Source organism: Agrobacterium sp. 16-2014-1-2a (assembly GCF_053522705.1).
Genome location: NZ_JBNWBX010000001.1, coordinates 516,958 through 539,820, shown reverse-complemented (window position 1 = coordinate 539,820; position 22,863 = coordinate 516,958). Strand labels below are relative to the sequence as shown.

The 22,863-nt window shown below is 59.8% G+C and carries 24 protein-coding genes; 11 read left to right on the top strand and 13 right to left on the bottom strand.

Features of this window, described 5'->3' with window-relative positions:
* Positions 1–44: 44 nt before the first annotated feature.
* Positions 45–353, bottom strand: a complete 309-nt coding sequence (locus ACQZ45_RS02665; protein ID WP_003512709.1) for a DUF3572 domain-containing protein — start codon at positions 351–353, stop codon at positions 45–47.
* A gap of 131 nt (positions 354–484) precedes the next feature.
* On the opposite strand from ACQZ45_RS02665, the gene ACQZ45_RS02660 reads away from it, so the two are divergent.
* Positions 485–856, top strand: a complete 372-nt coding sequence (locus ACQZ45_RS02660) for a response regulator (RefSeq protein WP_003496409.1) — start codon at positions 485–487, stop codon at positions 854–856.
* 18 nt (positions 857–874) lie between these two features.
* A complete protein-coding gene (locus ACQZ45_RS02655; protein WP_003512711.1) occupies positions 875–2,245 on the top strand; it encodes a PleD family two-component system response regulator in 1,371 nt (456 codons plus the stop codon).
* Between the two features lie 881 nt (positions 2,246–3,126).
* Here ACQZ45_RS02655 and rpmG read toward each other — a convergent pair.
* From rpmG to topA, 6 genes are all read right to left on the bottom strand, one after another.
* Complete coding sequence (gene rpmG, locus ACQZ45_RS02650) at positions 3,127–3,294, bottom strand: 50S ribosomal protein L33 (RefSeq protein ID WP_003496403.1); 168 nt, start codon at positions 3,292–3,294, stop codon at positions 3,127–3,129.
* 89 nt (positions 3,295–3,383) lie between these two features.
* The gene (locus ACQZ45_RS02645; RefSeq protein WP_019565488.1) at positions 3,384–4,547 is read right to left on the bottom strand and encodes an MFS transporter; all 1,164 of its coding nucleotides are present in this window, start codon (positions 4,545–4,547) and stop codon (positions 3,384–3,386) included.
* Positions 4,548–4,564: 17 nt separating this feature from the next.
* Positions 4,565–5,233: an NUDIX domain-containing protein gene (locus ACQZ45_RS02640; protein WP_003512714.1), complete on the bottom strand. Its 669-nt coding sequence runs from the start codon at positions 5,231–5,233 to the stop codon at positions 4,565–4,567.
* 20 nt (positions 5,234–5,253) lie between these two features.
* Positions 5,254–5,697, bottom strand: a complete 444-nt coding sequence (locus ACQZ45_RS02635) for a DUF983 domain-containing protein (RefSeq protein ID WP_003512717.1) — start codon at positions 5,695–5,697, stop codon at positions 5,254–5,256.
* Between the two features lie 46 nt (positions 5,698–5,743).
* Positions 5,744–8,098: a ribonuclease R gene (gene rnr, locus ACQZ45_RS02630; protein WP_448742132.1), complete on the bottom strand. Its 2,355-nt coding sequence runs from the start codon at positions 8,096–8,098 to the stop codon at positions 5,744–5,746.
* Positions 8,095–10,779 carry a type I DNA topoisomerase gene (gene topA / locus ACQZ45_RS02625; RefSeq protein ID WP_448742131.1) on the bottom strand — a complete coding sequence of 895 codons (2,685 nt, stop codon included), beginning with the start codon at positions 10,777–10,779 and terminating at the stop codon, positions 8,095–8,097. Before topA ends, rnr begins: the two co-directional genes overlap by 4 nt.
* A gap of 258 nt (positions 10,780–11,037) precedes the next feature.
* Here topA and ACQZ45_RS02620 point away from each other — a divergent pair, with 258 nt between their 5' ends.
* Positions 11,038–11,268 (top strand): hypothetical protein, encoded by a 231-nt coding sequence (locus ACQZ45_RS02620; protein WP_019565491.1) that lies wholly within the window; start codon positions 11,038–11,040, stop codon positions 11,266–11,268.
* Here the strand turns inward: ACQZ45_RS02620 and dprA are convergent.
* From dprA to ACQZ45_RS02600, 4 genes are read right to left on the bottom strand one after another with little or no spacing between them, the layout of a single operon-like run.
* On the bottom strand, positions 11,224–12,363 hold the full coding sequence (gene dprA / locus ACQZ45_RS02615) for a DNA-processing protein DprA (RefSeq protein ID WP_065704684.1): 1,140 nt from the start codon (positions 12,361–12,363) through the stop codon (positions 11,224–11,226). The genes ACQZ45_RS02620 and dprA overlap by 45 nt on opposite strands.
* A 21-nt stretch (positions 12,364–12,384) precedes the next feature.
* Positions 12,385–13,002, bottom strand: coding sequence for a glycerol-3-phosphate 1-O-acyltransferase PlsY (gene plsY / locus ACQZ45_RS02610; protein ID WP_003512722.1), 618 nt, complete (start codon positions 13,000–13,002; stop codon positions 12,385–12,387).
* 48 nt (positions 13,003–13,050) lie between these two features.
* The gene (locus ACQZ45_RS02605; protein ID WP_003512723.1) at positions 13,051–14,343 is read right to left on the bottom strand and encodes a dihydroorotase; all 1,293 of its coding nucleotides are present in this window, start codon (positions 14,341–14,343) and stop codon (positions 13,051–13,053) included.
* Positions 14,340–15,281: an aspartate carbamoyltransferase catalytic subunit gene (locus ACQZ45_RS02600; RefSeq protein ID WP_003512724.1), complete on the bottom strand. Its 942-nt coding sequence runs from the start codon at positions 15,279–15,281 to the stop codon at positions 14,340–14,342. Before ACQZ45_RS02600 ends, ACQZ45_RS02605 begins: the two co-directional genes overlap by 4 nt.
* Positions 15,282–15,410: 129 nt before the next feature.
* On the opposite strand from ACQZ45_RS02600, the gene ACQZ45_RS02595 reads away from it, so the two are divergent.
* The 5 genes from ACQZ45_RS02595 (at position 15,411) to ACQZ45_RS02575 (ending at position 19,328) form a co-directional block, all read left to right on the top strand.
* On the top strand, positions 15,411–17,063 hold the full coding sequence (locus ACQZ45_RS02595; RefSeq protein WP_025593276.1) for an acyl-CoA dehydrogenase family protein: 1,653 nt from the start codon (positions 15,411–15,413) through the stop codon (positions 17,061–17,063).
* A 139-nt stretch (positions 17,064–17,202) separates the two neighbouring features.
* Entirely contained in the window at positions 17,203–17,814 is a 612-nt protein-coding gene (locus ACQZ45_RS02590) for a GNAT family N-acetyltransferase (RefSeq protein WP_025593279.1), read from the top strand.
* Positions 17,815–17,949: 135 nt separating this feature from the next.
* A complete protein-coding gene (locus ACQZ45_RS02585) occupies positions 17,950–18,594 on the top strand; it encodes a TetR/AcrR family transcriptional regulator (protein ID WP_003512728.1) in 645 nt (214 codons plus the stop codon).
* Positions 18,595–18,852: 258 nt separating this feature from the next.
* On the top strand, positions 18,853–19,014 hold the full coding sequence (locus ACQZ45_RS02580; RefSeq protein ID WP_013635969.1) for a hypothetical protein: 162 nt from the start codon (positions 18,853–18,855) through the stop codon (positions 19,012–19,014).
* Positions 19,011–19,328, top strand: coding sequence for a DUF6105 family protein (locus ACQZ45_RS02575; protein WP_003512730.1), 318 nt, complete (start codon positions 19,011–19,013; stop codon positions 19,326–19,328). Before ACQZ45_RS02580 ends, ACQZ45_RS02575 begins: the two co-directional genes overlap by 4 nt.
* Here ACQZ45_RS02575 and ruvX read toward each other — a convergent pair.
* On the bottom strand, positions 19,280–19,759 hold the full coding sequence (gene ruvX, locus ACQZ45_RS02570; RefSeq protein ID WP_003512731.1) for a Holliday junction resolvase RuvX: 480 nt from the start codon (positions 19,757–19,759) through the stop codon (positions 19,280–19,282). The two genes, ACQZ45_RS02575 and ruvX, sit on opposite strands and share 49 nt — an antisense overlap.
* Before the next feature lie 15 nt (positions 19,760–19,774).
* On the bottom strand, positions 19,775–20,077 hold the full coding sequence (locus ACQZ45_RS02565) for an alkylphosphonate utilization protein (RefSeq protein WP_025593281.1): 303 nt from the start codon (positions 20,075–20,077) through the stop codon (positions 19,775–19,777).
* A gap of 84 nt (positions 20,078–20,161) precedes the next feature.
* Between ACQZ45_RS02565 and ACQZ45_RS02560 the strand changes: the two genes are divergently transcribed.
* The 3 genes from ACQZ45_RS02560 (at position 20,162) to gatA (ending at position 22,816) form a co-directional block, all read left to right on the top strand.
* Positions 20,162–20,866: a metal-dependent hydrolase gene (locus tag ACQZ45_RS02560; protein WP_025593283.1), complete on the top strand. Its 705-nt coding sequence runs from the start codon at positions 20,162–20,164 to the stop codon at positions 20,864–20,866.
* Between the two features lie 125 nt (positions 20,867–20,991).
* Complete coding sequence (gatC, locus tag ACQZ45_RS02555) at positions 20,992–21,279, top strand: Asp-tRNA(Asn)/Glu-tRNA(Gln) amidotransferase subunit GatC (RefSeq protein WP_025593285.1); 288 nt, start codon at positions 20,992–20,994, stop codon at positions 21,277–21,279.
* Positions 21,280–21,334: 55 nt separating this feature from the next.
* Positions 21,335–22,816 carry an Asp-tRNA(Asn)/Glu-tRNA(Gln) amidotransferase subunit GatA gene (gene gatA / locus ACQZ45_RS02550; protein ID WP_003512742.1) on the top strand — a complete coding sequence of 494 codons (1,482 nt, stop codon included), beginning with the start codon at positions 21,335–21,337 and terminating at the stop codon, positions 22,814–22,816.
* Positions 22,817–22,863 lie beyond the last annotated feature (47 nt).

The window sequence follows — 22,863 nt, the reverse complement described above, 5'->3', positions numbered from 1 at the left end:
GCCAACCATACTCCGGCCGTGACGGTGGCTCAAGGGGTGGTCTGTCAATACTCACCCGAATCCAGTCCCGGGCCGGAAAAATGGTGCCAGGCAGCGGCAACCGTTTCGGGGGATGTGTCGGTCGCCGCGCAGAAGGCCATGAGGTCTGGTTCGTGGCTCATCAGAAAATCGGTGAGCCCCGCCAGAAAGCCGGGATCGTGGGCGGCATGGCGCAGCATATTGGCCTGCAATCCGCTCAGCGCCAGAAAACGCCCGAGCATTTCCGGCTCGTTTGCCAGCCAGCCAAGTATGGCGGCTGCCGTTTCTTGCGGATCTTTTCCGCCATTGTCTTTGTTTTTTGTATCTCTCAGCATTTCTCTACCGAAGTTACCTATTTTGAAACCAAATCGTTCTAGCCTTGCGCAACAAATGGACGATGGAATCGGTTCTCTGGCACCCTATATGTCTGGGAGAAGGTTTCAAAGCGAAACGGGGACTGCCCACCATGCCCAAGCAGGTCATGATAGTCGAAGACAACGAGCTGAACATGAAGCTCTTTCGTGACCTGATCGAGGCGTCTGGCTATACGACGATCCAGACGCGCAATGGCATGGAAGCGCTGGATCTTGCCCGCAAGCATCGCCCCGACCTCATTCTCATGGATATTCAGCTGCCGGAGGTTTCCGGGCTGGAGGTGACGAAATGGCTGAAGGAGGATGATGAGCTGCACGTCATTCCGGTCATCGCGGTAACCGCCTTCGCCATGAAGGGGGATGAGGAGCGCATTCGTCAGGGCGGATGCGAGGCCTATGTGTCCAAGCCGATCTCCGTTCCGAAATTCATCGAAATCATCAAGACCTATCTAGGCGATGCGTAAGGCGGTTGGGGAACTGTTATGACGGCGAGAGTTCTGGTTGTTGACGACATACCCGCAAACGTAAAGCTTCTCGAAGCCCGGCTTGTCGCGGAATATTTTGACGTCGTAACCGCCGAGGATGGTTTCAAGGCGCTTGATATCTGCGACCAGGAACAGGTCGATATCATCCTGCTGGACATCATGATGCCTGGCATGGACGGTTTCGAGGTCTGCGAACGGCTGAAGGCCAATCCGAAAACGGCGCATATTCCTGTTGTCATGGTCACCGCACTCGATCAGCCCTCGGACCGCGTGCGCGGTCTGAAAGCCGGCGCCGATGATTTTCTGACCAAGCCCGTTAACGACCTTCAATTGATCGCCCGTGTCAAAAGCCTCGTGCGCCTCAAGGCCGTCAGTGACGAATTGCGGCTGCGGGCCGAGACCGCGCGCGAGATCGGCATCGAGGAGATGCTGCGCAGCGATGGCCTCATGCAGACGCCTGGCCGCGTTCTGGTGGCGGATGGCCGCGCCAGCTCGCAGGAACGCATCGTCAGGGCGCTGAAGCCGGTTGCCGAGGTCGATGCCGTCACGGAGCCTCAGGCGGCCCTGTTGAAGGCCGCGAGCAACCCCTTCGAGCTTGTCATCGTCAATTCCAATTTTGAGGATTACGATCCGCTGAGACTGTGTTCGCAGCTTCGTTCGCTGGAGCGTACCCGGTTCCTGCCGTTGCTTCTGGTAGCGGAACAGGGGGCGGACGACATGGTGGCGCGGGCGCTCGATCTTGGCGTGAACGATTATATTCTCCGCCCGATCGATCCCAACGAACTTGTCGCCCGGTCTCTGACGCAGATCCGGCGCAAGCGCTATAACGAGCATCTGCGGCTCAATCTCCAGCACACGATGGAGCTTGCTATCGTCGATGGGCTGACTGGTCTTAACAATCGCCGTTATCTCGACAATCATCTGAAGATACTTTTCGACCGCGCCGCCGTGCGTGGCCGCCCGATTTCCATTTGCATGACCGATATCGACCGCTTCAAGCTGGTCAACGATACCTATGGCCACGATGTCGGCGATGAGGTTCTGCGCGAGTTTGCAGCCCGCATCCGCAGCACGGTGCGCGGCGCCGATCTTGCCTGCCGTTATGGCGGGGAGGAATTCGTGGTTGTGATGCCCGACACGTCGATGGAGCTTGCCACAAGCGTTGCCGAGCGCCTGCGGGCAATCATCGAGGACAAGCCGTTTCACGTTCGTTCCATCGACCGCGAGTTGAGTATCACGGCTTCGCTCGGCATCGCCACCAGCAGCGGAGCATTCGGCGCGCCGGACGAGCTTCTGAAGCAGGCCGACAGGGCGCTCTATGAGGCGAAACACACAGGACGCAACCGCGTCGTGGCGGCCGCCGCCTAGAGGCGCAGACCCATGACGCTGAAAATCCGTGCCGCCTTTTGAGACTTTCGACGTTTACCGTTATCGATAGCCGCCCAAAGACCTGGCGGCAAACTGTGGCAAGCGCCAAGTCCCTGACCTTGCCAGTATTTTATCTTCTTGCAATGAGGGGGTGAAGTCTAACAGGATTAATAGAGTTCAAGTTGAAAAATACGTTGAATTCAATCGCTCACGGAACTATAGTGTGCCAGCGTTGTATATTTAACCATGTTTTCCAGGTGATGTATCTCTGGCTTAAGAATTTGTTGATTTTTATTTTACTTCTGCGCACACTCCCAATCGAGAATAACAGTTCTTCCGGCGGTTTTTCCGTCTAGTGATGAAGAAACGATGGCGGTTTACACCGCTGATGTTTCGGTCGTCAGGGGCTGGTATTGCGTAGTTTGAATGCCCCATGATGCTCAGGTCCGCCGCATCTCCTGGATCGTGGGGTCGGTCGGCTGACGATGTCCGAATCGGTTCCTCGTGCCGTGATCACATCGTTGGCCGACCGCCTTATCTCCGAAAATATTCTGTGCTTGTGCTGCCGCTTATAGCGCAGCACATCCGGCTGCGCGCGCAGGCAGCGCGCTGTCGCAGCGGTTGGCGCATTTGGCCGATGAGACGCTGATTAGGAGAGGCGCTGGTTAGGCGAGACGGTGATAAAGAGTTTTCCCGCCGTGCCGATAGCGCCGACTGGGTTCCAAACTCAAGAACCGCAACTAGGAAGGTTGCGATTCGTTGGCCCGTGGCGGGCCTTGCGAGGGCGCTGGCGCAAAGAATGCCGTTGGCGGCAATCCCTTTCCGTACAAACAAAAAACGCGCCCGTTGGGCGCGCTTTTGCCGGAGAACCCGATCAAGAATTACTTGATCTTGGTTTCCTTAAATTCAACGTGCTTGCGTACAACCGGGTCATACTTCGTCTTCGTCATCTTGTCCGTGAACGTACGGCTGTTCTTGGTGGTGACGTAGAAGGTACCGGTGTCGGCTGTCGACAGCAGCTTGATCTTGATTGTTGTAGCTTTCGCCATGGTCGTCCTGCCTTTAAACAAAAGAGAAGCCGCAGGCGCTTCTCACCTCGGCTAAATCTGGCGCGAAACTACGTATCGCGCCTGAAAAGTCAAGTCTGTTTTGCCCTGAAAACAAAACGGAAGGCATAAAGCACCACGTAAAGCCCGAAAAACACGGCAAGCGCCCAGGCGAAACCATCGGTACCCGCAACATCCATGGAAATGCCGACGGCCTGTGGTCCGGCTATTGTGCCCATGGCGTAGCAGAAGATGAAGGCGGCGTTGGCGGCCACCAGATCGGCCCCTTTGAGACGCGATCCCAGATGGGTGAGGCCGACGGTATACATGCCGGATACGAGGCCGCCCCAGAACAGCAGCAGGGCCGCTACGAGAATCCATCTATCCACCAGCAAGGGCAGCGCCAGCGTGCCGCAAACGCCCGCAAAGGCCATCAGCGCCAGCATTGTGCGCCGGTCCTTCATTCGGTCCGAAAGCAGGCCGATCGGTATCTGGAAGACCATGTTGCCGATGCCCATCACTGTCAGCAGAAGTGCCGCCTGCGATTCGTTGAAGCCTTCGCGGGTCGCATAGATGGGAAAGAGCGACAGACCGCCCGCTTGCACGGCGCCGAACACGAAGGCCGCCGCAGAAGCCATCGGCACCAGCCATATATAACGGGCGAAATGGTGGTTCGGCCTTTCGCTCAGCTCCGGGCTTTCGCCGCGCGCAAGGAAGATCGGGATCGCGGCAAGCAGTATGATTGCCGCCCCGACCAGAAATGGCAGGATGCCATCGCTGCCGACCACGGAAAACAATAACGGGCCAACCGCGAACCCAACCGCAAGTCCGGTGGCGTAGATGCCGAGAACCATGCCGCGTTTTTTCGGTGGCGCGGTCATGTTGATCCAGTATTCGGAGAGGATGAACAGCGTGGTGGTTGCGCCATGGAAGACGATTCGCAGCGGAAACCACATCCAGAAGGCGTCGGCGAAATAGAAACAGAGCGCACTCAGGGCCGACACGACAACGGCAAATAGCATCGTTCGCGCCACGCCGAAATCATGGGCGATCTTGGTGGTCACCGGCGCTGCCATCATCGCCGCAACGCCGGCCATTGCCGAATTTACCCCGATCATGGTGGAGGAGATGCCGCGCTTCTCAAGGATGATCGACAGGAGCGGCAGGCCAAGGCCGATGGCGACACCGACCGCACTGATGGCGGAGATGGCGGCGATCAGTGAGGGCCAGTGAATGGCGTCCGCTTCGCATTTCATTTGTGACATGACGGCCTTTATACAAAGTCTCGAATGAATCGGCCGTGGCGCGTGACATAGAGCCGCGCGGGGCTTTCAAAGGGCAGTGACGGATCACCTATCATGAGTTTTGTGACATCTTCGAGAACCGTGCGTGTGATTTTCGGCATGTTCAGACTGGAAAGCGCTGTCATGTCAAGCCATTGCACATTGTGCAGCTCATCTGAATCCCTGATTAGCCGGGTATCCAGCCGCAACTCGTCGGCGTAACAGCAAAAGAATCGCGTGTCGTAACGCCTGATATTGCCGGGCGGGGTGATTGCGCGCGCCACATATCGAAAACGCGAAAGATCCGGACCATCAGCGTCCATGCCCATATCGACGCCGGTTTCCTCCACGAGCTCGCGCGCGGCGGCAAGCGCCAGCGCCCGTGCCCCGGCAGCGCTCAGGCGGCGCGCGGCAGACGTGGTGAGGCTGCGCAGCACGGCGGGGTGCAGATCGCCGGAGAAGGGCAGGGCGTGGTCGCGTGGATCGCGTTTGCCACCGGGAAACACGTAAGCGCCGGGCATGAATATGTGGGCATTACTGCGCCGGCCCATCAGCACGCGAATAGCAGGGCCGGAACGATCAAACAGGATGATTGAGGCGGCATCGCGCGGCCGCAGTGGACCGCTCGCCGCCTGGGTGTTCGAGGGAAGCTCGGACACTTGCAAATTCCCGCCCGCCGTCAGTGGGAGGAGCCGTCTATCTGCACTTTTGGCTGTTTTCCGTCGAAGCCGTGCATTCTAAGTGCCCATTGCAGGCCGATGACGCCACCCTTGATCGGTTGCAGCGTCAGAAGCGCGGCCAGAATGGTGATAGGCACCCAGATGGCGAAGTGTACCCACATGGGAACGGAAAGCACGAGATCGGTCATCATGAAGCCGCCAACGGCGATATGGCCGATGATGACGATAGAAATATAGGGCGGCAGGTCGTCGGAGCGGTGATGATGCATTTCCTCGCCGCAGGCCGCGCAATTGTCCACCGGCTTCAGGAAGGCCCGAAACAGGCGACCGCTGCCACAGGCCGGGCAGCGATTGGCCATGCCCCGCATGATCGAGCGGCCAAGCGGACGCTCCGCGCTTCCATCTCCGAAGGTAACCGTTTCCGAGCCCTGATTTGCACTCATCCTGAAGTCCTTCTCCCGTTTGTCTTAACCGCTTGACGCGGTCTTGTTACCGACGTCCTCTCGGCGGCCTTGTTCCCGGCTTGGCGGAAGGACGTGATGTCCGCCGGCCTGCCTTGTGGAACGACCGCGAGCCGACCGGCATCTTGCGCCCCGGGCTCAGCATTTCAAACCGCAGCGCACCAGCCAAGGGTACCGCTTCTGCAAGCCGCACCTGAACCGTATCGCCGAGTTGATAACCGAGACCCGTCTTTTCCCCCGTCAGAGCCTGATGGGCTTCGTCGTAGAGGAAATAGTCGGTTCCAAGTGTAGATATAGGAACAAACCCGTCGGCGCCAAACTGCGGCAGCGCGACAAATAGTCCCGCCTTGGTGACACCCGCGACGCGGCCATCGAACTCCTCACCGACGCGCTCGGAAAGATGGTGCGCGATCAGCCGGTTGATGGTGTCGCGCTCTGCGGCCATGGCGCGGCGCTCGAAGGTCGAGATTTCGGCGGCTATATCGTCCAGCGTCGCCTCTTCCTGCGGGGTGATGCCGCCTTCGCCGAGGCCTAGCGATCCGACCAGCGCCCGATGTACGATCAGATCGGCATAACGGCGGATCGGTGAGGTGAAATGCGCGTACTTCATCAGGTTGAGGCCGAAATGGCCGATATTTTCCGGGCTGTAGATCGCCTGGCTCTGACTGCGCAGCACCATCTCGTTGACCATGATCTGGTGCGGCGTGTCGAGTGCGCGCGCCAGAATGCCGTTGAAGGAATTGGCGCGCATCGCGACACCCTTGGCCATGGAAATGCCGATGGTGCCGAGGAATTCGCGCAGCACTTCCTGCTTGGTAAGTGTGGGGGCGTCATGCACGCGGTAGACCAGCCGCTGCTTTTTCTTTTCCAGGGTCTCTGCGGCGGCGACGTTCGCCTGGATCATCATTTCCTCGATCAGCTTGTGCGCATCGAGGCGTTCGGGAATGACGACCTTGTCCACCGTGCCGTCGGGCCTGAGCTGGATCTTGCGCTCCGGCATGTCGAGTTCCAGCGGCTGGCGGCGATCGCGGCCGCGCTTCATCACGGCATAGGCGTGCCACAGCGGCTTCAGGATCGGCTCCAGCAGCGTGTCGGTCTTGTCGTCCGGGCGACCGTCGATGGCGGCCTGCGCCTGCTGGTAGGAGAGCTTGGCGGCACTCTTCATCATGATGCGATGGAAAGTGTGGCTCGCCTTGCGGCCTTCCTTCGAGAAGGTCATCCGCACAGCAAGGGCAGGGCGGTCGACGCCTTCCTTCAGCGAGCAGAGGTCGTTGGAGATGCGTTCCGGCAGCATCGGCACGACACGATCAGGGAAATAGACGGAGTTACCGCGCTTCAGCGCCTCGCGGTCGAGCGGTGCGCCTGATCGCACATACCAGGACACGTCGGCGATAGCGACGGTGACGATCACTCCATCAGGATTGTCGGGCGAGGGGTCGAGTTCGGCATAGACCGCGTCGTCATGGTCCTTTGCGTCGGCCGGATCGATCGTGATCAGCGGCAGGTCGCGCCAGTCTTCACGGTGAGACATGGTCGCGGGTTTTGCGGCATCCGCCTCGGCCAGAACATTCGGCGGGAAGATGTGCGGAATACCGTGGGCATGGATCGCGATCATCGAGATCGCCTTTTCCGAGGCGACTGAGCCGACGACCGAAAGAACCTTTGCGCGTGTCAGGCCGTAACGACCGCTGTTGCGCGAGGTTTCCACCTCGATCAGGTCGCCGTCCTTGGCATCGCCCACACCCTCGGGGTCGATGACCATTTCCTCGCCGCGCCGGTCGATCGGCATCAGGCGTCCGCCGCCGCCTTCCGTTTCCTTGAACACGCCAAGCAGCGCGTTCTGACGACGGTCGATCAGCTTGACGACGCGGGCCGTGTAGGCCGGGCCGACGCTGTCCTTTGAAGGGAATATTTTTGCCAGAATGCGATCGCCGAGACCGGCGGCAGGGGCTTTCTTACTGCGATCCTGCGAGGACTGGCGGATGAGCACGGCAGGGGCCGCGCCCTGATCTTCAGGCCATTCGGCAGGCCGGCCGATCAATTCGCCGTCCTTGTCGCGGGTGGTGATGTCGAGAACCGTCACCGGCGGCAGGCCACCCGGTCGCGTCAGCGTCTTGCGGCTCTTCTGCACCATGCCGTCGGTTTCAAGCTCCTTCAGCAGTGCCTTGAGCACAACGCGGTCGTCGCCTTTCAGCCCGAAAGCCTTGGCGATTTCGCGCTTGGAGGCCTGCTGCGGATGCTCGGCGATGAATTTCAGCAGCACTTCGCGGGAAGGCACCTCGCCATGGATGATGCCTTCACCTTCATTTGCCCGCTTGCCGCGCCCGGTACGTCCGAAGCCGTCGCTGGCGGAACCCTGTCTCTGACTCGGCGCCTTGCTCACGATTCTGCCTTCTTGGGTTTAGCTGCGGCCTTCGGCTTGGCAGCCGTCTTGCTTTTCGTTGCGGCCTTGGCTTTTGTCGCCTTCGGCTTTGCGGCTGTGTCGCCATCGGCCTTCTTGGCAGCAGTTTTCTTGGCCTTGGCGGGCTTGCCGCCGGTTCCTGTCTTGGCGATACGCTCGGCAATCAGCACCAGCGATTCGTCCAGCGTCACGGAGGTCGGATCCTGCCCCTTTGGAATGGTGGCGTTAACTTTGCCCCAGTTGACGTAAGCGCCGTAACGCCCGTCGCGGACGGTGATCGGGCCGCCATCGGGGTGATCACCCAGTTCCTTCAGCGCCGCAGGCGTGCCGTTGCGGCCGCGCCCCGGTCCCTTGCTCTGCTTCTCGGCAATGACGGTAACGGCACGGTTGAGGCCGATCGAGAACACGTCTTCGATGCTTTCGAGGTTCGCATAGGAACCGTCATGCAACAGAAAGGGTCCGTAGCGGCCAAGCCCGGCGGAAATCATCTTGCCGGTTTCGGGGTGCTTGCCGATATCGCGCGGCAGGTTGATGAGCGCCAGCGCCTTTTCGTGGTCGATGTCCTCAGGCTTCCAGCCCTTGGGCAGCGAGGAGCGCTTGGCTTCCTTGCCATCGCCGCGCTGGATGTACGGGCCGAAACGGCCAGACCGAAGCGTCAACTCCTCGCCGGTCATCGGATCGGCACCCAGCGCTTTCGGCTCGTTGGATACGGAAGCTTCGGCTTCCGAGCCATCGGACGTGAGCTGGCGGGTGAAGTTGCACTCCGGATAATTGGAGCAACCGACGAAAGCGCCATATTTGCCGAGCTTCAGCGAAAGGTTGCCGGTGCCGCAAACCTGACAGATGCGCGGATCGGAACCGTCCTCACGCTTGGGGAAGACCAGCGGGGCCAGAACTTCATTGAGCGCATCCAGCACGTTGGTAACGCGCAATTCCTTGGTATCTTCGATCTGCGCGAAGAAATCCTTCCAGAAATCGCGCAGCACCTGCTTCCAGTCCAGTTCGCCCGCGGAAATGCGGTCGAGCTTTTCTTCCAGATCGGCGGTGAAGTCGTATTCGACATATTTGGCAAAGAAGCTTTCGAGGAAAGCCGTCACCAGCCGTCCGCGCGAATGGGGAATGAGCTTGCGCTTGTCGATGATGATATATTCGCGGTCGCTTAGCGTCTTCAGTGTCGCCGCATAGGTGGAAGGACGGCCGATGCCGAGTTCTTCCATCTTCTTGATGAGCGATGCTTCCGAATAACGCGGCGGCGGCTCGGTGAAGTGCCGGCTGGCGTTGATCTTCTGCTTGGCGAGGTTCTCGCGCGCATTGATCTGCGGCAGGCGGCCTTCATCGTCACCGTCGTCGCTCTGCTCGCCATCTTCTTTCTGGTCGGTATAGGCGGCAATGAAGCCGTCGAAGCGGATGACGGAACCGACGGCACGAAGCCCGGCCTTTTCACCGTCCTTGTCGGCAAGGATTTCCACCGTGGTACGTTCGATTTCGGCAGATGCCATCTGGCTCGCAATGCCGCGCTTCCAGATCAGGTCGTAAAGACGCAACTGGTCGGCATCGAGGTAACGCTTCACCTGATCCGGTGTGCGGTTAAAATCGGTCGGACGGATAGCTTCGTGCGCTTCCTGCGCGTTCTTTGCCTTGGTCGAGTATAAGCGCGCCTTTTCCGGCACATAGCGGTCGCCGAACTGCTCGCCGATGGCGCGGCGTGCGGCATCGATCGCTTCCGGCGCCATCTGCACGCCGTCGGTACGCATATAGGTGATCAAACCAACGGTTTCGCCGCCGATGTCGATACCTTCATAAAGCTTCTGGGCCACCTGCATGGTGCGCGAGGCCGAAAAGCCCATGCGCGAGGAGGCAGCCTGCTGCAGCGTCGAGGTGGTGAAGGGCGGGCCGGGATTGCGCTTGACGGGTTTCGCCTCGACCGTATCGACAATATAGGTCGCGCCTTCCAGGAGCGCCTTCAGGCGGTTGGCGTCATCTCCTGTCTTGATCGAACGGCCTTGCAGCTTCTTGCCATCGGCGGAAACCAGCTTCGCCTCGAACTCGTCACCGCGCGGTGTCTTCAACAGCGCGCTGATGTTCCAGTATTCCTCGGAGACGAAACGCTCGATCTCGGCTTCGCGGTCGCAGACGAGACGCAGCGAAACGGACTGCACGCGGCCGGCGGAACGGGCGCCCGGCAGCTTGCGCCACAAAACCGGCGACAGGTTGAAACCGACGAGATAATCCAGCGCACGGCGGGCAAGATAGGCATCGACCAGCGGCACGTCGATGTCGCGCGGGTTCGCCATCGCGTCCAGTACCGCCTTTTTGGTGATGGCGTTGAAGACCACGCGCTTCACCGGCTTGTCGCCGAGAACGCGCTTCTTCTTCAAGAGATCAAGCACATGCCAGGAAATCGCTTCACCCTCGCGATCCGGGTCGGTTGCGAGAAACAGGCCGTCGGAGGATTTCACCGCGTCGGCAATGTCCTTCATGCGCTTGGCGGATGCGCTATCGACCTCCCAGGACATTTCGAAGTCCTGGTCGGGCAGCACAGATCCGTCCTTGGCGGGAAGGTCCCGGACGTGGCCAAAGGATGCAAGAACCTTGTAGCCCGGACCAAGATACTTGTTGATCGTCTTGGCTTTGGCAGGAGATTCTACGACGACGACATTCATATTGTTTTTCTCTGGAACTGGTCCGTTAACATAGCTGGATCACGGCATAATGCCGCAATTCGCCTTCTTTATAATTCGACATGGACAGGTAATGCGCGCGGGTCAAGAGGCAAGCCCGATTTTATCGCTCCAAGGCAATTGCAACCTATGGATAATCTGTCGTTGTATTGCAATCTTTGGTAAATTTGTTATAGTGACCAACATGATTTGAATTGACGTAATGATCTTTGTTTCAGGTTGAAATTCCAGGATAGATATATGGTCCCGAACGCAACAAACAATAATGCCGATAATGAAGGGACCAGAGAGAACTTGGCTTACATTCGCCAGATGCTCGCGGAACTGAGGCTCGTCGCCAATCGCGAGGGCGCCGACATGCTGTGCTATCTGATTGAAATGGCCTATGTGGAAGTCGGCGATATCCAGAGCGGGCGGCGCAAGCTTTCAATCCGCGAGGAGCGAAACCCGCCCCCCGGCGTGCCGGTTTAACCGACCGGCAATATCGAGTTCCAGCAGCACCATGTGAACCGTAGCCGCGGAAAAACCCGTGTGGCGAATGATATCGTCCGTTTCGACGGGTGAGTGCCCGAGAGCGGCGGCAACGATGCTGCGCTCGTCATCTCCGGGCGGTGACATTTCCTCATCGGATCGTGGTTCCTCGACCTTGCGGTCATAGGGCAATTGCGGTTCCATAAGCGGTCGTAGCGCATCGAGAATATCGGCCGCCCCCGTGGTCAGCATCGCGCCTTCCTTGATCAGCCGGTTGGTGCCTTCGCAGCGCGCATCGAGTGGGGAGCCTGGCACGGCGAAAACCAGCCGGCCTGCTTCGCCGGCAAGCCGCGCCGTGATCAGCGAACCGGATCGTTCCGCCGCTTCCACTATGACGACGCCGAGCGAGACGCCTGATATCAGCCGGTTGCGGCGGGGAAAATCCCGAGCACGTGGCTCCCAGCCGAAGGGCATTTCGCTGATCGTCGCGCCGCCCTGTTCGTAGATGTCCTGCAAGAGCCCGAAATTTTCCTGAGGGTAGGGACGGTCGAGACCGCCCGCCAGCATGGCCACCGTGCCGGTTGCAAGGCTGGCCCGGTGCGCTGCCGCATCGATGCCGCGCGCCAGCCCGGATGCGATCGTATAGCCCGCACGACCGCAATCGCGCGCCAGCATCGCGGCGAATTTCGCGCCGTTGATGGAGGCGTTGCGTGATCCGACGATGCCGACGCAAGGTCTTGTTGCGGTGGATGCTGATCCCTTCATGGCGATCAGTGGCGGCGCGCCGTCGAGCTGTCGCAGGGCAGGCGGATAGTCCGGCTCACCGATGCCGACGAAGCGAGCGCCGAATCTTTCAGCCGTTTCGATTTCGCCTTCCGCTTCCGCCTGTGTGGCAATGCGCGGGCTGCGCAATGAACCGCCGCGCCTTGAAAGCTCGGGCAGGGCAGAAAGCGCTTTTTCAGCGCTGCCAAAATGATTGATGAGTTCGCGGAAGGTGACGGGGCCGATATTGTCGCTGCGGATCAGCCGAAGCCATGCGACCCGCTGCCGCGCGGAAAGCTCTATGCCCTGCCGTGTCGTTTCCTCATGCGGCATGACGTATCCCTAAAGCTGGCCTTAGCCCTTTTGCCCGATCCTGCTTTCCGTGCCGGCCAGAAGCCGTGCGATGTTTTCCCGGTGTTTCCACCAGGAAATCACGCTCAGCAACGTTACCAGAAGCGCCGTCTTTTCAGGCCCGACTATCCATAGGGCGACCGGGATCACAAGCATGGCAACCAGCGCCGACAGCGAGGAATACCGGGTGATGAACGCGGTTGCGAGCCAGATCAGCGCAAAAGCCAGCATCATCAGGGGGGCAGCGCCTAAAAGCACGCCGATATAGGTCGCCACGCCCTTGCCGCCCTTGAAACCGAGCCACACCGGAAACAGATGGCCGAGAAAGGCAAAGAAACCGGCAACCAGCGACGCCTCGTAACCCCAGAGCGCATTGGCGACGAGCACTGCGGCGGTGCCCTTCAGCGCATCGAGCAGCAATGTCGCTGCGGCGAGCTTCTTGTTGCCGGTGCGCAGCACATTGGTGGCGCCAATATTGCCGGAACCAATCTTGCGCACATCGCCCAGCCCCGCCATGCGGGTAAGAAGCAGGCCGAAGGGTATCGAGCCGAATAGGTAGCCAATCAGCGCCGCAAGCGCGAGAAGGGCAGGCGCCGTCTGCCAGTCAGTCAAAGCACTCATTCAACGTTCCCTCTCGTCGCGCGCCTGCGTGATCCCATGCCCGTGATCTTATGCCAAGGAATGAACCGCTTTGCCAGCCACATAAGTGGCGACAGCGCGGCCGCTGAAACGGGCATCCTCAAACGGCGTATTCTTGGATTTCGACACCAGTTGATCTCTCGCAACCAGCCAAGGCTCGTCCAGGTCGATCAGCGTGATATCAGCCTTCGCGCCGGCATTAAGCGTTCCCGCATCCAGTCCGAAGATTTTCGCCGGGCGGGTGGAAAGCGCATCGATCAGCCGCATCAGCGGAACCTCGCCGCTATGGTGAAGGCGAAGCGCCGCCGCCAGCATGGTTTCCAGCCCCACCGCACCGCTTGCCGCATCCGAAAAGGGCAGGCGCTTGGTGTCCACGTCCTGCGGGTCGTGCGAGGAAACGATGATGTCGATCGTGCCATCCTTCAGCGCCTCGACCATGGCCTTGCGGTCGTCTTCGGCGCGCAAGGGAGGTGAGAGCTTGAAGAAGGTACGGTATTCGCCGATATCGTTCTCGTTCAGCGTCAGATGGTTGATCGAGATGCCGCAGGTCGCCTTGACGCCCCGCTGCCGGGCAAGACGGATCGCTTCTGCCGACTCCGGCACGGAAATCTTGGCGGCGTGATAGATCGCTTGCGTCAGACCGGCAATGCGCAGGTCGCGCTCCAGCGGAATGATCTCGGCTTCCTTGGGGATTCCGGACAGACCGAGCCAGCTTGCGAAAAGCCCCTCGTTCATGTCGCCGCCGCCGATATATTTGTCGCGGGTCTCAAGTGCAATCACCGCACCCAATTCGCGCGCATAGGTCATGGCGCGGCGCAGCACCAGCGTGTCGGAAAGCGCCCTGCGGCCATTGGTGAAGGCAACCGCACCGGCTTCCTTCAGCATGCCGATCTCGGTCATTTCCTCGCCGTTGAGGCCCTTGGTCAGGGCTGCGGCGGGATGCACATTGACGAGCGCCTTGTCGCGTGCCGCCTTTTTTACATATTCGACCAGCGCAATGTCGTCGATAACGGGGTCGGTGTCCGGCATGACGATGATGCTGGTGACGCCGCCGGCCGCTGCCGCGCGCGAAGCGGATTCGATCGTTTCACGGTGTTCGCCACCCGGCTCACCGACAAAGACGCGGGCATCCACCAGACCGGGAACGGCCAGCAGCCCCTTGCAGTCGCGAACCGTCGCACCCTCGGGCACACCCTGGTTGTGTGCCTGCCCGCCGGAGGCGAGGATCGTGCCATCGGCACCGATGACGATGCTGCCCACCTCGTCCAGATTGCGGGAGGGATCAACGATGCGAAGGTTTTTGAGAACGGTCACGGCACTCATACGCGCTCACCCTGATTTTGCGAGACAAGCAGGGTTTCCATGACAGCCATGCGCACGGCAACCCCCATTTCCACCTGGCTTTCGATGACGCTCTGCGGACCATCAGCCACTTCGGATGAGATTTCCACGCCACGGTTCATCGGGCCGGGATGCATGACCAGCGCATCTTCTTTCGCTGCCTTCAACTTTTCGGCATCGAGACCGTAATAGTGGAAATATTCGCGCACCGAAGGCACGAAGGAGCCGGACATGCGCTCGCGCTGCAGGCGCAGCATCATCACCACATCGGCGTTCTTCAGGCCTTCCTTCATGTCATGGAAGACCTCGACGCTCATGTCGCGGATACCGGAGGGAAGAAGCGTCGCGGGAGCCACGACGCGCACGCGCGCGCCCATCTGGTTGAGCAGGATGATGTTGGAGCGGGCAACGCGCGAATGCAGTACGTCGCCGCAGATCGCCACCGTTATTCCCGAAAGATCACCCTTGGCGCGGCGAATGGTCAGCGCGTCGAGAAGGGCCTGCGTCGGGTGTTCATGCTGGCCGTCGCCGGCATTGACCACAGAGCAGGCAACCTTCTGCGCGAGAAGGGCTGCGGCACCGGCCGAGGAGTGACGCACGATCAGCACATCGGGGCGCATGGCGTTCAGCGTCATCGCCGTGTCGATCAGAGTTTCGCCCTTCTTCACCGAGGAATTGCTGACCGACATGTTCATCACATCGGCGCCAAGCCGTTTTCCGGCAAGTTCGAAGGAGGATTGTGTCCGGGTCGAAGCTTCGAAGAACAGGTTGATCTGCGTGAGGCCCCGAAGCGTCGAGGTTTTTTTCTCGCGCTGACGGCTGATTTTCACCGCTTCGTCGGCCTTGTCGAGAAGCAGGGTTATATCCTGATGGGAAAGCCCCTTTATGCCGAGGAGATGGCGGTGGGGAAAATAGACCATGGAAATTGTCCTCCGGGTCGCAATAGTCAACGGGTCTATAAAGACAGGTGGCTTTGCGGGCAAGCATGCGATAAGCCGGGTTTTGGCATATACACGCAATAAAGCACGAATCCCGATAGAAGGATGCGAATGACAGGCATGAACCGGACAGAAGAATCGCTCGCCGAACTAAACCAGCCTAGCCTATGGTCCGGTATCAATGCCTATCGTTCCGATCCGCTGATCGTCGACCTCACATCCGGCCTGTCACGCAATCTGAGAGACGAGTTCGACCAGCTCGGCCGTTACGTCACCTCGCACGAAGCGCAGGAACTGGCGCGCATGGCCAATCAGGGCGTGCCGCAGCTGCACACGCATGGCCCGCGCGGCGAACGTCTCGATCAGGTTGAGTTCCATCCCGCATGGCACGCACTGATGCGCCGTTCCATGTCATCGGGTCTTCATTCCAGCGTCTGGGAAAATGCGGCTGAGACGCGCGGCAATGAACACAAGGCGCGCGCCACCAAATTTTATCTGACCTCGCAGCTCGAGGCCGGGCATCTGTGCCCGTTGACCATGACCAGCGCCTCCGTTGCCGCCATCATGACCTCGTCGCGTGTGCAGAAGGAATGGGTGCCGAAGATACTGTCGCGGAAATATGATTCCTCGCAGAAGCCGGCCTTGCAGAAAACCGCCGTCACCGTCGGCATGGGCATGACGGAAAAACAGGGCGGCACGGATGTGCGCGCCAACCGCAGCACGGCGGAGCGGGTGGGCGAGGGCATCTATCGCCTGTCCGGCCACAAATGGTTCCTCTCCGCGCCGATGAGCGACGGTTTCGTCATGCTGGCGCAGATGGGCGACGGCATGGGCTGTTTCCTGGTGCCGCGTTATCTGGAAGACGGTTCTGCCAACGGCCTGCATTTCCAGCGCCTGAAGGACAAGCTCGGCAACCGCTCCAACGCCTCCGCCGAAGTCGAGTTTACCGATGCTTTCGGTTATCTTCTGGGTGAGCCGGGCAGCGGTGTGCGCACCATTCTCGACATGGTGACGCTGACGCGGCTCGACTGCGCGCTGGCATCATCAGGCATGATGCGCGCTTCGCTCGCAGAAGCCGTGCATTTCGCACGCGGCCGTTCCGTCTTCGGCAAGACGCTGGTCAGCCAGCCGATCATGACGCGCGTTCTCGCCGATATGGCGCTGGATGTCGCAGCCGCGACGGCACTTTCCTTCCGGCTGGCATCGGCATTCGATGCCGCCCGCAACAATGCCGCCGAGGCGGCCTATGCGCGGGTGATGACGCCGATTGTGAAATACTGGTGCTGCAAGATCGCGCCGGCGTTGATCTACGAGGCGATGGAGTGCCTTGGCGGCAACGGATATGTGGAAGAACGGCCGATTGCCCGCCACTACCGCGAAGCGCCGGTCAATGCCATCTGGGAAGGCTCCGGCAACGTCATGGCGCTGGATGTGCTGCGTGTTCTTCAGCGCGGCAAGGATCTGTTCGATCTCGTTTTCCAGACGCTGGAGCGCGACCTCGGACCCGCCGGAAAAAAGACCACGGATGTGCTGCGCGCCGCAATCGCGCTTGCCGAACGCGATGAGGGTGCCGCCCGCCTGCTGGTGGAGCAATTCGCACTTGCTGCCGCTGCCGCCGAGCTTTGCCGGCTCGGTGCCGGCAAGATCGCAGACGCCTTCCTCGAAACCCGTCTGGCGGGTGGTTGGCGACATACTTACGGCATGCTCGATTCTCGCTTTGATCCGAATTATATAATCGATTTATTGTATCCGCCCGCGTCCTGACGGATAAAGGGTGGAAAGCTGTTGTTGCAGTCCCTGTGGGAGGGGTATCGGATTTGAGAAAAGGCGTTGGCGTGGGGCGTATTTCTGTCTTTCAGTCGTCGGGCGCGTGCGCGCGCATGGAGATGGAGGTCGATAGCAGATGCTGACCTTCCGCTCCGCCCGTCCTGAAGATGAAGAGGCGCTCTACGCCATCAGTCTTGCCACCGGCGATGCCGGGCAGGATGCCACCCCGCTTTATCGCGATGGCCGCATGGTGGGGCATATTTATTCCGTGCCTTATCTGCATCTGTGGCCCGATGCCGTTTTTGTGGCGGAAGACGAAGAGGGTGTCTGCGGCTACATCGCCGGCGCGCTCGATACCGCCTTGCATGATGAGCGGCTGGAGCGTGAGTGGTGGCCGCATCTGCGCGTCCTTTATCCCGACCCCGTTGGCGACCAGCAAACATGGGACGCCGATCAGCGCCGTGCACATTTCATCCACCACCCGCGCCACACGCCAACCTGGCTGACCGATCCGTTTCCGGCCCATATCCACCTGAACCTTCTGCCACGCACGCAGGGCAAGGGCGGCGGCACGCGGCTTTTGTCGCGCTGGCTGGATATGGCGAGACAAAACAACGTCTACGGCATCCACCTCGGCGCCAGCGAGCGCAACGAGGCGGGTATCCGCTTTTGGGAAACCCGCGGCTTCAAACGTCTCGAAACCCACGACACACCAGGCACCGTGTGGTTTGGAATGGCGCTGGAGTGATTATTTGCGGGGTACGGGTCCTCGATCTTCATTCATCCACAGGAACCTTCTCCCCAGCCGCTGCGCTGCATTGTCCTCGTCTTCATGCTTTGTTAACCCGTTGGGTCAGGCCTTTAAAAAGACGGGTAGGGAAGCATGCTGGCGACCGCAGAGGTGATTTCAGCCGACAAGCCGGAAAAGCGCATCAAGGATCGCGCTGCGACCGAAAAGGCGATTTTTGAGGCGGCCCGGTCGCTTCTGGCCGAAGAGGGCTTTCAGGGTTTTGGCATCAATGCCGTTGCCCGCCGCGCCGGATGCGACAAGCAGCTGATCTACCGTTATTTCGGTGGTCTGGAAGGGTTGATCGAGGCGATCGGCGAGGATCTCGGATCCTGGGTGAAGGACCGTATTCCTGAAGATACCGGCGGCATGTTCCTGTTGACCTATGGCGATCTCATGGAAAAGCTGGCGCTTTATTTCATGGATGCGCTGCGCAGCGATCCTCTCGTCTGCAAGATCATTGCCTGGGAAGTGTCGGATGGCTCGCCGCAGGTCAGGCAGCTTGCCGAAGCCCGTGCCAAATCGCTTGGCAAATGGCTGGAGCGCATGCGCGGATCGCTGGCAGCACCCAAGGGCGTAGATACCGCAGCCGTCAATGCCGTGTTGTTCGCCGCCATCCAGCATCTCGTGATTTCCGCCGCCACCAGCGGCCAGTTCGCCGGCGTGCCGTTGAAGTCGGACAAGGACTGGGACAAGATTGCAACCGCCGTCAAAAGACTGGTGCGCGGCGTTTACGGCTGAGCGCGGCGTAACGAGCCGGGCGAGACGGTCGCCTTAACAAAATCGGCCGTTATTTGACGAAAAATCAACCATGTTTTCAGTGGTCCGGCAACCTTGCGGCATCGCATGCCGTTGGCTTCGTGAGGGGTGTTTTCCACAGCCGGACCGGCCACCGTTAACCATACCGACAGCTTTCATTTGCTTAGCCATGGCTACCGGTCCAGTGTGAATTAACAAAATGTTAACCATGCGCAATGACTGCGTATAAGGGAGCCGCAAGTGAGCCGCTGGACAGCTTTGGGCGTCATGATGACGTTTTTTGCTATGCTGCCGTTGGATATTGACGCGCCAGCGTTTAACCTTTGCCTGATGGCTCTGGTGCGCTGGGCGGTGCTTGCTGGCATTCCCGATACGATTTTCACGCGGGAGCAGACTGCATGAAGTGGTTTTTGATCCTCTGGGCCGGTCCCGTTGCATTGCTCGGCAGCTGGTACTGGCTATCCTATTACGACTTGAGCTTCGGCTTCTTCATGCTGACGCGCCAGACGCATGATCTGGTATTCCAGATTTACGGCAATATCCTCGGCCTGCCGCCGGAAAGCCTGCCGCCGCTGGTCGCGCGCGCCATAGCGGTCGACAGCCTGATCGTTTTTGCGATCCTTGCTTTCCGCAAGCGAAAACAGATTGCCAATTGGTGGCAGGGACGTCAGCCCGTTGCGCGGGCGAGTGCCGAAAGCCTGTCCAGCGCGCCCTGAAGAATGAAGCTTGCGGCTGCCGAATCGATGCGTTCGGCCCGTTTGGCGCGTGAGACATCCATTTCCAGAAGCACACGTTCGGCGGCGACCGTTGAAAGCCGTTCATCCCAGAAAATGAAGGGCAGGGCGGTTTTTTCCCCCATGGTACGAACGAAGGCGCGAGTTGCCTGCGCGCGTGGTCCGGCCGATCCATCCATGTTTATGGGCAGGCCGATGATGAAAGCGGATACCTTTTCCTTTTCGGCAAAGGCCAGCAGCACCTCGGCATCCCTAGTGAATTTGACCCGTTTGATGACGGGGCGCGGCGTGGCGAAGCGCCGCGACAGGTCCGACATGGCAAGGCCGATGGTTTTCGTCCCAAGGTCGAGGCCCGCAATCGCCTGTGCCGGCTGAAGCGTTTCCGCGAGCTCCTCGATGGTAAGTATCGCCATGTCGTACGCTGTCCTTTATCTTTTGCGGACGAATTCGGTGCGCAGCACCAGACCCTTAACCGTCTCGTGCCTGCAATCGATTTCTTCCGGATTTCCGGTCAGGCGGATCGATTTGATGACAGTGCCCTGCTTGATGACCGTATTGGTGCCTTTGACCTTCAGATCCTTGATCAGCGTTACCTGGTCACCATCCGCAAGCACGTTGCCTGCCGCATCGCGCACTTCGTTCGCGCGCGAAGCTTCTGCGGCCAGCTCGGACGCAGGCCGCCATTCGCCGGTCGCCTCGTCATACACGTAATCGTCATTATCTGCGGCCATTGTCGCCTCTCTGAAATATCGGTAGTGCGGTTGTTCAAGCCGTCCTATGTCATAATATACGGGCAATACAAAGGAGAACTTCCCATGAAAATCACCTGGCTCGGCCATTCCGCCTTCCGCCTTGAAAACGGCAGCGCGAAGATCCTTATCGATCCGTTTTTCACCGGCAATCCCGGTTTTGCCGGACAGGATGCGAAAAGTGCGGCTGAAGGCATCACCCATATTCTCCTGACCCACGGCCACGGCGATCATGTGGGGGATACCGTCCAGCTTGCTCGCGAAACGGGCGCGACTGTGCTTGCCAATGCCGATCTCGCCGCCTGGCTTTCCACCAAGGGCGTGGCGAAGGTCGATATGGGTAATACCGGCGGCACGGTACATTTCGACGGTTTTTCCGTAACCTTCACCAATGCACTGCATTCATCCGCCCAGATCACCGAGGATGGCGTTTCCCATTCACTCGGCAACGCCAATGGACTGATGCTGCATTTCGAAGACGGTCCGACCGTCTATCATATGGGCGATACGGATATTTTCTCCGACATGAAGCTCATCAACGAATTGCACCAGCCGGATATCGGTCTCGTGCCAATCGGCGACCGCTTCACCATGGGTGGTGCGGTGGCTGCACTCGCCTGCCAGCGCTTTTTCAAATTCGCCAACGTCATTCCCTGCCACTACGGTTCCTTCCCGATCGTTGACCAGACGCCGGAGAAGTTCGTGGCCGGCATGGAAGGATCGGATGCGCGCGTCCACACGCCGAAGCCGGGCGAAATACTGTCCTTCTGACATTTTGCTGACGCATGTCGCTACAGCAAAACCGCTACACAGTTTTACGCGACATGCTTTCTACCGTTGCGAATGGCGGACATGGTGATTATAGCGGTTAGGAAAATTCTGACCGGAGTAGAACCATGTCCGTCGATCTCGCCACCGTAAAGCGCGTTGCGCGCCTTGCCCGTATCGCTGTTACTGAAGACGAAGCACAAAATATGCTTGGCCAGTTGAACGGCATACTCGGTTTCGTGGAGCAGCTTTCGGAAGTGAATGTTGACGGCGTCGAGCCGATGACCTCCGTTACCCCCGTGGATATGAAAAAGCGTGCCGACGTCGTGAGCGACGGCAACAAGGCGGAAGACATCGTCGCCAATGCGCCTGCGACCGACCGGGACTTCTTCATGGTTCCGAAAGTGGTCGAGTAATCCGACCGCCGTTTGCCGCCCGATTTTTCCAAGATTTCGAAAGCCGTTGCCGACCATGACCGACCTGACGAGCCTGACCATTGCCGAAGCCCGCGAAAAGCTGAAGGCGAAAGAGTTTTCCGCCCTTGAGCTGACCGACGCCTATATTGCCGCCATCGACGCCGCCAACGGCGCGCTGAACGCCTATGTTGCCTTGACGCCTGAAAAGGCGCGCGACATGGCGAAAGCCTCCGATGGCCGCATCGCCGCAGGCGCGGCGGGCGAGCTGGAAGGCGTTCCGCTTGGCGTGAAAGACCTTTTCGCCACCCGTGACGTGCACACGCAGGCGTGTTCGCATGTTCTCGATGGCTTCAAGCCGAAATACGAATCGACCGTCACCCAGAACCTTTGGGACCAGGGCGCCGTCATGCTCGGCAAGCTCAACATGGACGAGTTCGCCATGGGCTCGTCCAACGAAAGCTCCTGGTACGGTCCGGCCATCAATCCCTGGCGCGCCAATGGCTCCGAGCAGAAGCTGGTGCCCGGTGGTTCCTCCGGCGGTTCGGCCGCAGCCGTTGCCGCGCATCTGTGCGCCGGCGCCACGGCAACCGACACCGGCGGCTCCATCCGCCAGCCTGCGGCCTTTACCGGCACCGTCGGCATCAAGCCCACTTATGGCCGTTGCTCGCGTTACGGCATTGTTGCTTATGCTTCCTCGCTCGATCAGGCCGGCCCGATCGCCCGTGACGTGCGCGACGCCGCTATCCTGTTGAAGACGATGGCGAGCGTTGACGCAAAGGATACGACCTCCGTCGACCTGCCGGTGCCGGATTACGAAAAGGCCATCGGCCAGTCGCTCAAGGGCCTGAAGATCGGTATCCCCAGGGAATATCGCGTCGATGGCATGCCGGAAGAAATCGAAAAGCTCTGGGCAAAGGGCGTCGAATGGCTGCGCGATGCCGGTGCCGAAGTGGTGGATATCTCGCTGCCGCACACCAAATACGCGCTTCCGGCCTATTACATCGTCGCGCCCGCGGAAGCTTCGTCCAACCTCGCTCGTTATGACGGCGTACGTTACGGCCTGCGCGTCGACGGCAAGGACATTGCCGACATGTACGAGAAGAGCCGTGCAGCCGGTTTCGGCAAGGAAGTGCAGCGCCGTATCATGGTCGGCACCTACGTGCTTTCAGCCGGTTATTACGACGCCTATTACCTGAAGGCGCAAAAGGTCCGCACGCTGATCAAGCGCGATTTCGAAAACGTCTTCCATGAGGGCGTCGACGCCATTCTGGCGCCGATTACCCCGTCTTCCGCCTTCGCTGTCGGTGATGAGGAACTCGCTTCCGATCCCGTGAAGATGTACCTGCAGGACGTCTTCACCATCACGGTCAACATGGCCGGTCTTCCCGGCCTCTCGGTGCCTGCCGGCCTGGACGGCAAGGGCCTGCCGCTCGGCTTGCAGCTCATCGGCAAGCCTTTCGAAGAAGAGACGCTCTTCAAGACGGCGCATGCCATCGAGCAGGCTGCCGGCAAGTTCACGCCTGCAAAGTGGTGGTAAGCGGCTGAAAAAAAGCTCTATAATTGTCACGGGCGGCATCAAGTGCC